Below are 12708 nucleotides of genomic sequence, written 5' to 3' on the forward strand. Positions count from 1 at the left end.
TTCACACTTGAAGCTAAGAGAAAGGAACGATCTGCAATGAAATCGCTTGATCGCAGGTTTTTAAAAGCCGCCTGGGAGCTAACCCGGGCCTATTGGTATTCTACTGAAAAGTGGCAAGCCAGAGGGCTATTATCAGTTATCATTGGTCTTAATCTCGGTCATGTATACATCCTCGTTCTTTTGAATGAGTGGAATAACCGTTTTTATAATGCTTTACAGAATATGAATAGGGATTCCTTTTTTGACGCTCTAGGCGAATTCGGCCTGCTGGCCGCCGCCTATATCCTTGTTGCGGTCTATCAAATCTATCTGCGTCAGATGCTTGAAATCAAGTGGCGGCGCTGGATGACAGAGCATTATCTGGAAGCATGGCTCAAAGACAGAGCGTACTATCGGCTGCAAGTTCTCGATACAGGGACAGACAACCCCGACCAACGGATCAGCGAAGATTTGCGCATGTTTGCCGCCTATACTCTCAGGCTATCGCTAGGCCTGCTGCGGTCAGTGGTTACTCTGGTCTCTTTTATTGCCATCCTCTGGCGACTATCAGGCGAGCTGGTTGTGCCGGTCGGCTCCTGGCAAGTCGTCATCCCCGGTTATCTCGTTTGGGCTGCAGTTGGTTACGCGATTGTTGGCACTTGGCTGACAGTGAAGATTGGGCGGCCGTTGGTTGGGCTGAATTTTAATCAGCAGCGTTATGAAGCAGACTTCCGTTTTAGTCTCGTCCGTTTGCGGGAAAATAGCGAGAGTGTGGCTTTCTATGGCGGCGAGAGACAGGAACGCCTACATTTCCTGGATCGCTTCCGCTTAGTCTTTTCGAATTTTCGTCAGTTAATGACCCAACAGAAAAAATTGACTTGGTTTACTTCTGGCTATTTTCAGATTGCTATTATCTTTCCCTATATCGTGGCCGGGCCGCGTTATTTCGCTGGGCAAATTCAACTGGGCGGCTTGATGCAGATTGCTTCTGCTTTTGGCCGAGTGCAGGACGCCTTGTCTTTTATCGTTGAAACCTATCCTGAACTGGCGGAATGGCGGGCAGTCGTTAACCGGCTGCTGGGTTTCGTCAATCACATGCAGGAAGTTCATACCCTACCTGCTAATGGGATTAAGGTAAAGCGCGTTGATGGCCCAGCTTTGCTTGTTCAGGAGCTGGATGTCGATTTGCCTAACGGCTCTGCTCTATTACGATCAATAAACCTCAGCATCGAGCCAGGTGACTCACTACTGATAACCGGAGCATCGGGCTGCGGCAAGAGTACCCTGATGCGAAGCTTTGCCGGACTTTGGCCATTTGGCGCAGGCTGCATTGATATCCCTGCAGGTAAGAAAATCATGTTCGTGCCGCAACGCCCCTATATGCCGCTAGGCACACTGCGGGATACTCTTCTCTACCCTAATAGTAACGGCATTGTTACCGATGCGGCGATTCGATCAGTGATGGTTCAATGTAGGCTGGAAGAGTTTATTGACAAGCTAGACCATGTTGACAATTGGTCGCACATCCTATCATTGGGCGAGCAACAACGCATTGCTTTCGCCAGAATGCTGTTAACTCAACCGGATTGGTTATTCCTAGACGAGGCGACTTCAGCGTTAGATGAACCGACAGAACGGCAACTATATCGCTTATTACGCGAGAAACTTCCTAATACAGCAATTATCAGTATTGGTCACCGTAATACACTGCACAGCTTCCACACTAAGAAACTGAATCTTACCACAGGCGGTGCCTGGTCGCTTTTGCATTAATGAAAAAGGAAAAGGAGTGATGCATCTCCATTAAAGAGAGGTATCGCTCCTTTTCTATATAGGGAGGGATGCGCTAGTGAACGCGCGTCGGCAAAACTTATCTATCCAGTAATAGTATATTCAACGACAGATTGTTCAGTTCAGGTGATGCAATATATTTTTGAAAGGAGTCATGGACTGCGGTAGCGAATATAGCTGAGAGGTGCATTATGTCTCAATTGTCTCTCTTTCGTTCAAACCAACAATTCCAGAGCATAGCGCTCAGTCAAATGCTAACTGTATTCGGCTCGAATCTAATCATTCCAGTTCTGCCGATATATTTAAAACTGCAGGGTTTTTCTGATACAAAGATTGGGATACTGATGGGGGTTGCCGCATTAGGCGCGTTAGTTGTCAGACCATGGTGCGGCAAGCTGGTAGATATTCGGGGCAGCCGTCCGGTTTTGCTGTTTGGACAAGCTCTTACTGCATTTGGTGTAGCTGCGTATTTTTGGACTTCAGCCTTTCTGCCGCTGATATTGCTGCGTTTTTTTCAGGGCGTGGCCATGGCTTTTTACGGCACCGCGTCAATGACCTTCGCCAGCAGTGTGGAGACTTCTGACAGAATCGCCGGTGCTATTGCCTTGTATACCGTATTTACGATGGTCGGATTGGGTATCGCAACCAGCGGCGGCCCGCTGGTTTTTGGCATTATTGGTTTCAAGAATTTGGCCGGATTTGGACTGGCTACCATTCTATTCGCTGCAGCAATCATGATTTTCCGGAGCAAGGCGATACCGCCTGTTGCCGGAAAACAGAGGGCGCCATTTTTAACTGTATTGCGGACAAAGGAAGTTCTGGCCCCGACAGTTTGCCTATTTGCATCGAATTTTGCCTGCATGACGGCGTTTACCTATGTTCCACTGCTTGCGTTATCTAAATCAATGCCTTTCTCTGGCTTCTTCGTCTCGTTCATGATAGCGGTAGTGGTTGCCCGTCTGTCTGTCAACCAACTTGCTTCCCGTGCCCGAACCGTGGTCTTGGCGACACTCGCCAGCATAATTAACGCTCTAGGCGTAATTATTGTTGCGGTTTATACCTCTCCGGTTACATTGGTAGCTGCCGGAAGTTGCATTGGCATTGGCTTTGGTCTGATTTTTCCTATTTTGGCAGTGTATGTTATTCAACACAATAATCCTGTGAATAAAGGCGCTGCTCTCAGTATTCTGTCAGGTGCCGGCGATGTCGGTAACGCGTTGGGAGCATCTGTGTTAGGTATTGTTGCTGATATTTTCGGCTACCGGGCCTTATTTGCCGTTGCAACAGGAGTGGTTCTCGTGTGTACCTGGCACTTTTATGCTTCACTTGCTGCTCAGGATGTAGAAGCAACAGCAGCAACGCAACAGGAGTGACACTATGCTTTGGACGCTGGCTTTAGGCTGGGCTGTTATTTATGCGGATCGGACCTGCTTATATCCCTTGCTGGCAGTTATTGCCGATAGCTTGGGGATTTCTTCGGCTCAAGCCGGGGCGCTGACAAGCGCTTATTTCCTTTTCTATGTAGCCATGCAAATTCCAGCCGGTATTTTGGGCGATCGGCTTGGCTTAAAGCCGGTGCTGATTGCTAACTATGGACTAGCTGGATTAGGGATCTTAGGTTTAGGATACTTTGGCGATAACTATTATCTGCTATTACTATTCGCCGCCCTACACGGCTTAGGGGCGGGAGCGTATTATCCGGCAGCTTACGGAACAGTGCTTAGCCAGGTTGAACAATCAAGACGGGGCTTTAGTTCAGCTGTTATCGGCACGGGAATGGCACTAGGCTTAATTGTCGGATTAGCAATGAGCGGTTCTGTGTATGAATGGTCAGAGAGTTACCAATGGCCATTTATTCTAATGAGTATACCAACATTTGCTATTTTACCTGTTTTCTGGCGTAATTTGCCCGAATGCCGAGGCGCCGCCGCTGTTTCCTGGCCGATTTATCGCGCCATCTTATCTGATAGCGCACTGTGGCGAATCAATATCGCTACATTCTGCGCCCTGTACGGCTTTTGGGTGGCGGTTTCATGGGGGCCGACATTTCTCAAGGCAGAGCGAGGTTTTTCACTGGATCAGGCTGGGTTATTTACCGGTATGATGGCGATAACGGCTCTACCGGCGGCTCTCGCTTGGGGCAAGTTTTCAGATCGTGCTGGCAGGAAAAAGATTGCAAGCACGGTGCTGCCGTTGGGTGCGTTGAGTCTTTATTTACTTTCCTTCGCCCAGGGAAAGATAGCGATCATGGGCGTGCTGCTGATCTTTGGCTTGTTCAGCAACTCTGCGTTTACTCCGATTATGGTGGCGTGGACCGGTGATATTGCCAGTAAACGCTATCCTGGCTTTACCGGAGCGGCGGTAGGCATATTTAATTGCGTGATCATGATCTCCGCCATCGCAGCGCCGCTGGTCTCAGGCTACTTACGAGACTTGAGTGGTTCACTGGTTCCTGCGATCGTAGTAGGCAGCATTGTAATGGCGGCTGGGACGGTCTTGCTACTTGGCATACCGGAACTTCATCTAGATATGAAAGAAGCAGACCGCGCGGTCTGCTTCTTTCATATCTTTTCAACTATGCCCTGGATCAATGGATACCGATAATATTCTCCGTTTAGCGCTTTCAGCGAGCCTAGAATGGAAGTGACGAGGAGCGCGAGGCCGAGCAATACTACCACCGGGATTAACAGCAGTCCAACCAACAACATGGAGAGGATACCTGTGACCATGCCAACAACTAGCATGGACAGATGGGCAACTAGCGCTTGCTTTGCGTGATCGGCTACAAACGGATCATCCCGCTTCACGAGAAAAATGACCAGCGGGGCAAGCACAAACCCTAAGCCTCCCAGAAAATACGTCAAATGCGCCGCAATTGCCAACAGCTTTTGCTCCCCTGTAACCATGCAAATACACCTCCTGATATAGTATATGGCAAAGTGTAATTTAAGGTGTTATGTTGACTAACACCTTGTGAATCTAATTACATAGTAGCATATTTCGCTTATTTGCGATAGCGTGGCCAGTCCTAGTTACAAAATAGAAAATAGTCTCCGAGGAACGTTCAGATACCCCTAGATGCTAGCGCCTCATCATTCCTCAGGATTAGGCCTGAGGGCGTTCAGAAAGGTTCAGATGCTAGGCGGCCCCGGCAACCCAGCGGCGACGCGTACTGGAAGTACGCTAGCAATGGGTTGCCGGGGCCAACAACGCAGATGGGCCTTTATCAACGCCCTCTAATGGATGTTACGTTTCTTGAAGCGTCCGCCCATAACCTCATGCACGTCATTAAACGTCACAAAGGCGCCACTGTCATGTTCATCAACAATTGCTTTGAGCTTAGCCATCTCCAAGCGTGTAATGACCGCATATAATATTTGCTTGTTTTCTTTTTTATAACCGCCAGTGCCATTAAGATAGGTTACGCCGCGGCCTAATCGAGCCATTAAGGCGTCGGCGATTTCGTCAGGCTTTTCAGAGATGATCATCGCCGCTTTCGATTCATCCAAACCAACGATCGTAATGTCGATAACTTTATAAGCGACATAATATGCCACAAGAGAATACATGGCTTTATCCCATGTGAATACCAGCCCTGCGCTGCTCAGAATGAAAAGATTGAAGAACATGACAATCTCGCCGACTGAGAAGCTGCTGCGCTTATCTAGCAGTATGGCGACAATTTCCGTCCCATCCAGTGATCCTCCATAACGGATAATAAGACCAACGCCCAGACCAACCAGAACTCCGCCGAATATAGCCGCTAGAAACAGATCCTGTGTCAGTCCTGGTATGGGGTGGAAAACGCTTACCCAATAAGACAAAGAGAGAATAGAGAATAGAGTCGATATCGCAAACGTCTTGCCAATTTGCTTGTAGCCTAAATAGAGAAAAGGCAAATTGAGAAGGACCAGAAATAAGCTTAACGGCAATTTGGTCAAATGACTTGCCATAATGGAAATGCCGACAATTCCGCCATCGATGATGTTATTAGGGACTAAGAAGATCTCTAAGCCAACGGCGGCAATGATAGAGCCGATAAATAGGAGAAGATATTTTTGGATGATACGCATTTTTGTTTTTTGTTTGCTATTCATTAACAATCCCCCAATTAAGATGTATAGTTATTCTATTATACCGCATAACGGGGGCGACGAGCAAATTCGCAGACTAAAAAACTGAGGCGCTCTCACCGATGTGAGAGCGCCTCAGAGCGATACTATTAACTCACGTCTACTGAATGTAGCGGCGTGCGCCTATATACTTTTCAGTATAATACGGTTCGTCAAGGGAGGAAATGGTAACTTGTTTAGCTCCAGAGCTGGCATGAATAAACTTACTGTCACCCATGTAGAAACCGACATGAGAAGCGCCAGGTTTATAGGTGGTGAAGAACACCAAATCGCCGGGTTTTAGATTTGACTTCATGATCGAAACTCCGGATTGATATTGTTCTGCTGCGGTCCGGGGGATGGTAATTCCATTTTGCTTTAGTACATACTGCGTAAAGCCAGAGCAGTCAAAACCGGTTGGTGTTTCTCCGCCCCAAACATACGGAACCCCCATGTATTGTTTGGCCGTGTTAAGTACTGATGTCGCAGTGCTGGATGCGGATGTTTGATCAGTTTTGTTACTCCAGCCAAGAACTTTACCTAACGTATCAGTAGTCGAATTTGTACTTTTATCATTAGCAACATTGCCAACAAATGTACCAAGCAGGAGACCAATTAAAATATCGATTATCCCGCTGCCGCCTGAGTCCTCTTTGCTCGTAGTCGGAGCAAGTAAATCAGACAATGACGCTGCATAGGCCGGGGTCGCCGGAAGTAAGGTGGTGCTAAACAGTGTAAGCAATAATACGGCGACAATACTAGCTTTATATTTCTTTATGGTCATTTACGCACCTCCTGAAAGTTGTGTTGAAAGTGAAGAGCACTATGAGCATAATAACATATTGAACTAATTATGTAAATATAAAAACACTGGAAGGAATGGTACGCATATACCACTAACGAATTTACAGAACTGTATTTCGACCTTATAATACATAGAGAAACACAGCAAAACTATTAGGGGAAGTGAATCAGCAATGAATGGCGAGAACGATGCCGCAATGAATGCTCGCCGCATTAGAGCGAGAGACGTTTTTCAGTCAGCTGGGCTGTACTGTTTAACAGATTCAAAACTCTCGTGCGGACGCAATAATTTGACGATAGTCGAGCAGATGCTCAGCGCGGGACTTCGTATTGTGCAGTATCGCGAAAAGAACCAGAGCCAACTAACAATGTACAAAGAATGTCTAGCCATCCGTGACCTGACTCGCAGCTTTGGTGCAACCTTTATTGTTAATGACGATATTGCGTTAGCGATGGCGGTTTGCGCCGACGGAGTACACGTTGGGCAAGATGATTTGCCTGTACCGGCAGTTCGCTTGCTTGTCGGGGAATCCATGCTGATCGGGCTTTCCACTCATACACCTGAACAGGCGCAGGCGGCAGTTCGTCTTGGAGCTGATTATATCGGGGTTGGGCCGGTTTATTCGACCTTGACGAAAAAGGATGTTGGCAATCCGGTCGGACTGTCATATGTTGATTATGTTGCCAAGAACATAGCGTTGGCTTCTGTCGCAATCGGCGGCATCAACGCAGCTAATGTTGCAGAAGTCATCAGGCATGGCGCCGACTGTGCAGCTATGATTTCAGACATTGTTTCGGCAGCAGACATCAGCCAGCAAATTCAACTTGTACAGACACTTATCAAGCAGGCAAGGCGTTTGCGCGGCTAACACGGTGTAGTTCGGGGTACAATACCACTCAAAGGAGGTGGTCTGGTGCTCAGAATTATCCTTGTAGTTATCGCTTGTGTGGCTTTATATTTGATGATTCAGCCACTTCTATGGGTGGTGGCTGATGTTCCACCTGTGCCAAGTCATATTTCTATCGAGACCCAAAAAGGGGTAACCGCTTTTGATGCGCAGATTGCACAGCGGGCTGTTGCTTTCTCTATTGCAGGGATTGAAAAAACGCTGGGACTTACGGTGACACATCCGGTTACCGTTTTGCTAACCCCGGATGCTAAGACTTATGCACAGATTCTTCGAGACGAGGAAGGGTTGAAACATGAAGCTGCTCTGGCGCAGGCTGCCTTCACTACCCTATCGAACGGCTGCTTTGGCTGTATTTCGCTTAGCTGAGGCGAATCAACGGAAAAAGCATTTTCAATAGCATTTGGCATGACTTTGGAAGATTTTGAGGACCAATACGCCGACTGGCTGCAAGACAGACTCAGTACGTTGTAGCAGGAGGCCTCGCTTAAGCGAACCAAGTGAAATAACACCTGAATGTAATGCATACCGTTACGAATTATTGTGAGGGACGTATAATGCAATAGAAAGGTTTTTTTGTGTGTAACTGTCCTTCAAGGAGGAGATGATGAATGATGCGAGGAATTGTAAAGGCGATAGCAGTTCTCATTGTTGCGGCACTCGGTTTGCTTGTTTTCGTTCCCAAAGCGTCTTCACCTCAGCCGGCAGTCCCGCAACAGGATCCGGTTATCAATCTCACTTTGTATTTTTCTACCCCTGACGCTTCGGCTCTCCGCCAAGAGAAGCGGCAAGTGCTGCAAACGAACGAACCAGCACGCGTTGCTGTTGAAGAATTGCTTGCAGGCGCGAAAACCGAGGGCGCTGTTACCATTATTCCGGCTGGGACCAAACTGAAAGGATTTGCTGTGCGACAAGGTGTGGCTTATGTTGACCTCAGTGAGGATATTCTTAATACGCCAAATCGCGGATCAGCAAGTGAAAGTTTGATCGTGGCCTCCATTGTCAATACCGTGACTGAATTTGCCGGCATTGATCAGGTTCAGATATTAATCGAAGGTAAAGAAGTCGAAACACTATATGGCCATATGGATCTGTCTGAGCCCTTTAGGCGTTTCTAAATAGGAGAAGGAGGCGATTGTAATGAGCATCAGGATTCTGGTAGCTGATGATGAACCGTCTATTCTCGAAGTCGTCAAATTGTATCTCGAAAAAGAAGGTTTTACGGTATATGTCGCGAGTGATGGTGAACAGGCCTTAGCGATTGAAGCTGAGCTTCAACCAGACTTGCTGATCTTGGATATCATGTTACCTGGTCAATCTGGCTGGGATGTCTGCCGTTCACTCGGACGCCAGGTCCCAGTTATTTTTTTAACTGCTAAAAGTACGGAATACGACAAGATAACCGGCTTTTCATTGGGCGCTGATGATTATGTCACCAAGCCGTTCAGTCCTAAAGAGCTGGTTGCCCGCGTTAAGGCAGTCTTGCGTCGCAGTGGTCTTGACAACGGGGGCAAGATGAATTTTCCTGGCCTTATGATTGACCCGGCAGTTCAAACTGTGATTTGCGAAGGCTTGGTTATTTCTCTTTCGCCTAAGGAATACGAATTACTTCTGTTTATGGCTAGACACCCGAAAACGGTATTTTCACGGGAAAAGCTATTAACAAATGTTTGGGGTTATGACTTTGCTGGTGATGACCGCACGGTGGATGCTACAATTAAACGCTTACGGCAGAAAATCGCCGTGGGGACGAAATCATACATCCATACGGTCTGGGGAACTGGTTATAAATTTGAGGTGCTTGAAAAATGATTCGGTCCTTATTTGGTCGATTATTTTGGTCCCATTTAACGGTTATTATCGTCAGTACGCTAATTCTGGGAGGATCACTGTCTTACCTAATTCGCGATCATGCAATTACTACAAAAAAGGTTGATCTAATTACTAAAGGCGGTTCGACTGTAGCGCTGATCGCGCCAGATATTGCGGACGGGCGTGTGCCGTCAAGTGATACCATCGCCAGGTTAAATGAATTAACAACAGCGACCGTCTGGCTGGCAGACCAAGAGGGAAATATTTTGGCCGGTCAACCACCGCGGCGTTGGAGTCGCGATTTTGATGAAGATGACGCAGAGCTTGATGCGATGTTTGAAGGCAAGGTGCAATCTTGGGTGCGAACTGACCAACGTAATCCTGAGCGGGCTGTGGTGGTCGCGCTGCCTATCCGAGAAGCCAAAGCACCGACAGCCATGTTTCTCTTTGCTCCGATATTCGGTATTAATCGAGCTGCCCAAGCTGTAGAGACACTCCTGATCTATGCACTTTTAAGCGGAATGGCGGCGTCAATTGTGCTTGGCTATTTCATGTCTCGCAGCTTGACACGACCAATTGAAGATATTAGTCGAGCGGCCGGGAGCTTTGCTAAAGGGGACTTTGCCAGTCGGACGACAGTAACCGGCGACCACGAAATTGGCAGGCTAGGCGAGGTTTTTAACAGCATGGCCGATTCTCTGGCGCGTATTGAGCAGAATCGACGAGATTTTCTGGCCAATATTACCCATGAGATCAGAACCCCGATTGCGGCAATTCAGGCGATGGCCGAAGCGCTGCATGATGGAGTCGCGGGTCCAGAACTTCAGAACCGCTATTTGGAGACCATCGTTGGTCAGACTCGCCATATGGACAAGCTTGTACAGGAACTGCTTGACCTCGCACAACTCGAAGCAGGTGAATTAAAGATAGTCAAAGTGAAATTCGAGCTATTTGAACAACTTTCCCACGTTTGCGAACGCTTTTCGCCGATGTTGACGGAAAAGAATATCCGGCTTGAAGTGGTCGAATCAAAGGGCGAATTGCTCGTTGCTGCCGACCCGATGCGATTGGAACAAGTGCTAAACAATTTGGTTGCAAACGCTGTGCGCCATTCGCCGCCCGACTCTGTCATCAGTATTAAGGCAGACAAAGGAACGACATTTGCCACAGTGTCTGTTGTTGATCATGGCGAAGGGATCACATCGGAGGACTTGCCGCATATTTGGGAACGGTTTTATCGGGCGGAAAAATCCCGCTCCCGTATCGGCGGCGGCTCAGGTATAGGGCTCGCGGTCACCCGGCAGTTGGTGATATCCATGGGCGGCGACATCAGGGTTGAAAGCACTGTCGGTGAAGGTGCGACGTTTTCGTTCACTCTGCCGCTGGCTAACAGCTGATCCCAAGATATAGCAGTAGAGGTATGTTAGCGCAAAGCCCGCAAAGCGATAAACAAGCTAAATCGCTACTGCCTCATCGTCATCATCGTGGTCATATAAAGAACTAACGTGAATCGTTGATATCTTAATAAACAAAGTCCGCCGGAATTCCGGCGGACTTTGTTTTAGAGGTGGGTAAAATAGTATTGTCGAAAGAAACTATTAAATAATAATGAAAGGAGCAAAGCACGTGTGCCTCATACTCTTTGCCTATCAATATCATCCTGAATATCCATTGATTATTGCCGCCAACCGGGACGAGTTTTATGCCCGGCCTACACTCAGTGCTGATTATTGGTCTGACACTCCGAATATTTTGGCTGGGCGCGATCTTGAGCATGGCGGTGCTTGGCTTGGTGTGACTAGGACAGGGCGTATCGCCGCTTTGACCAACTATCGCGATCCTGCTCGCCAGCGGTCAGATGCGCTGTCACGCGGTCATTTAACAGCTAAGTATCTGAACAGCAATCTCACACCAACTGAGTATATTAAGATGATCCGCCCTGAGGCCGGAAGCTATAATGGGTTTAATTTGTTGGTTGGTGATTCGTCCAGTTTATGCTATTACTCAAACCAAACAAATGAGCTTGTTGCCGTTAGCCCAGGGATTCACGGCTTAAGTAATCACCTGCTTGACACTCCTTGGCCGAAGGTTAAGCGCGGCAAGCAGTTGCTGCAGCAGGCATTGATCGACTCGGTGGACACAATGGGGCTGCTTGAGCTTTTGGGTGACGATAAGCGCCCTGATGACAGTCAACTGCCAAATACAGGTGTTGGCCTAGAGATGGAAAGAGTACTATCGCCAATGTTTATTGCCACAGACGGCTATGGAACTCGGGCGATGTCTGTTCTGACATTCCGCCACGACGGCTTGGTTCAGTTTAGCGAACACAGCCGTAACGAATCCGGGGAATGGAAATACAATTCGTATCAGTTTAGGCTGTGAAAGAAGTCCCAGTGACGTTCGGTCGACTGGGACTTCCTGTATTAACGACTCCTTAATGCGTTGTATAAATCCGCGGACGCTTCTGCAATATACAAACTTGACTGCTTTTCTGCCTGTTTTGATGTGGTAAAGAAACTGATAAGAATCTGATCTTTGCCGTCGTCAATGATCCCTACATCACACAGCATACCAGGCAGTGAGCCCACCTTGTGTATGACCTTACCTTTTTGCATAAAAAGGGGAAACTCTTCTTGATATATAGTTTTGGCCAAAGCTTCTTTCAAAATCACCGACATTTCCTTGCCAAGGTATTGTTCTTGATAAATGGTTTCAAATACAATTGCCATTTCAGCAGGAGTAGTAACACTGTGATAGCCGTATTTGCGGAATGCTTCTTCGCTGTAAATCCAGGTATTCTTTAACTGTAAATCTTTGAGCACCTGACTTAGTGCCTCAGGCCTGCGGGAATCTAGTTCCCTTACCATTCGGTAGAAAGCCGGGTTGTAGCTAACTTGCATCATATTCTTGATGTAAAGGTCATATTGCTTCTTTTTGTCAGGGGAGACTTCTGAATATAGATATTTATAAGTTGCCAGTGCGACCATAAGTTTGTGGGTCGAGGCGGTAGGAAAAATCTGATGTTCATGGATGCCAATGCTTTTACCAGTATTTAAATTTTTTGCAAATAATCCGGCTTTGCCGTTAAAGGCTTCAGTGTCGCGGCTTATTCTACTAACTTGCCTATCTGTTTCGTCTGATGCCTGGGTATGAGGGACGGAGTTTTCCGTTGGTTTCTTTTGTGGAGCGTTCTGCAACGTGCAAGCGCTTATCAGAATGACTACAACTAGGAGTAGAATCAGCTTTGGTTTCATTATTACCACCTGTCAGTGTGAATGTAGCACATCCTAGTTTTAGCCTGA

13 protein-coding genes are annotated in these 12708 nt (G+C 47.5%); 9 read left to right on the plus strand and 4 right to left on the minus strand.

Going from position 1 to position 12708, the window contains the following annotated elements; all coding sequences use genetic code 11:
* Positions 1–36: 36 nt before the first annotated feature.
* The 3 genes from AXX12_RS01105 (at position 37) to AXX12_RS01115 (ending at position 4374) form a co-directional block, all read left to right on the plus strand.
* Positions 37–1752, plus strand: coding sequence for an ABC transporter ATP-binding protein/permease (locus AXX12_RS01105; protein WP_066236914.1), 1716 nt, complete (start codon positions 37–39; stop codon positions 1750–1752).
* A gap of 209 nt (positions 1753–1961) precedes the next feature.
* Complete coding sequence (locus AXX12_RS01110; protein ID WP_066236916.1) at positions 1962–3143, plus strand: MFS transporter; 1182 nt, start codon at positions 1962–1964, stop codon at positions 3141–3143.
* Positions 3144–3147: 4 nt separating this feature from the next.
* Positions 3148–4374, plus strand: a complete 1227-nt coding sequence (locus AXX12_RS01115) for an MFS transporter (RefSeq protein ID WP_066236918.1) — start codon at positions 3148–3150, stop codon at positions 4372–4374.
* Here the strand turns inward: AXX12_RS01115 and AXX12_RS01120 are convergent.
* From AXX12_RS01120 to AXX12_RS01130, 3 genes are all read right to left on the minus strand, one after another.
* A complete protein-coding gene (locus AXX12_RS01120; RefSeq protein WP_066236921.1) occupies positions 4332–4676 on the minus strand; it encodes a DUF4870 domain-containing protein in 345 nt (114 codons plus the stop codon). The two genes, AXX12_RS01115 and AXX12_RS01120, sit on opposite strands and share 43 nt — an antisense overlap.
* A gap of 330 nt (positions 4677–5006) precedes the next feature.
* Positions 5007–5867 (minus strand): YitT family protein, encoded by an 861-nt coding sequence (locus AXX12_RS01125; RefSeq protein ID WP_066236924.1) that lies wholly within the window; start codon positions 5865–5867, stop codon positions 5007–5009.
* 136 nt (positions 5868–6003) lie between these two features.
* Positions 6004–6660: a C40 family peptidase gene (locus AXX12_RS01130; protein ID WP_066237278.1), complete on the minus strand. Its 657-nt coding sequence runs from the start codon at positions 6658–6660 to the stop codon at positions 6004–6006.
* 223 nt (positions 6661–6883) lie between these two features.
* Here AXX12_RS01130 and thiE point away from each other — a divergent pair, with 223 nt between their 5' ends.
* From thiE to AXX12_RS01160, 6 genes are all read left to right on the plus strand, one after another.
* Positions 6884–7555 (plus strand): thiamine phosphate synthase, encoded by a 672-nt coding sequence (gene thiE, locus AXX12_RS01135; RefSeq protein WP_066237281.1) that lies wholly within the window; start codon positions 6884–6886, stop codon positions 7553–7555.
* Positions 7556–7600: 45 nt separating this feature from the next.
* Positions 7601–7963, plus strand: a complete 363-nt coding sequence (locus tag AXX12_RS01140) for a hypothetical protein (protein WP_066236927.1) — start codon at positions 7601–7603, stop codon at positions 7961–7963.
* Between the two features lie 242 nt (positions 7964–8205).
* The gene (locus AXX12_RS01145) at positions 8206–8712 is read left to right on the plus strand and encodes a GerMN domain-containing protein (RefSeq protein ID WP_066236930.1); all 507 of its coding nucleotides are present in this window, start codon (positions 8206–8208) and stop codon (positions 8710–8712) included.
* Positions 8713–8734: 22 nt separating this feature from the next.
* Positions 8735–9406 (plus strand): response regulator transcription factor, encoded by a 672-nt coding sequence (locus AXX12_RS01150; RefSeq protein ID WP_066236933.1) that lies wholly within the window; start codon positions 8735–8737, stop codon positions 9404–9406.
* Positions 9403–10803 (plus strand): sensor histidine kinase, encoded by a 1401-nt coding sequence (locus AXX12_RS01155; protein ID WP_066236935.1) that lies wholly within the window; start codon positions 9403–9405, stop codon positions 10801–10803. Before AXX12_RS01150 ends, AXX12_RS01155 begins: the two co-directional genes overlap by 4 nt.
* Positions 10804–11032: 229 nt before the next feature.
* Positions 11033–11788, plus strand: a complete 756-nt coding sequence (locus AXX12_RS01160) for an NRDE family protein (protein WP_066236938.1) — start codon at positions 11033–11035, stop codon at positions 11786–11788.
* Positions 11789–11829: 41 nt separating this feature from the next.
* Here AXX12_RS01160 and AXX12_RS01165 read toward each other — a convergent pair whose 3' ends face one another.
* Positions 11830–12660, minus strand: coding sequence for a serine hydrolase (locus AXX12_RS01165; protein ID WP_066236940.1), 831 nt, complete (start codon positions 12658–12660; stop codon positions 11830–11832).
* Between the last annotated feature and the right edge of the window lie 48 nt (positions 12661–12708).

It is taken from the genome of Anaerosporomusa subterranea (genome assembly GCF_001611555.1).
Classification (GTDB): Bacteria; Bacillota; Negativicutes; order Sporomusales; family Acetonemataceae; genus Anaerosporomusa; species Anaerosporomusa subterranea.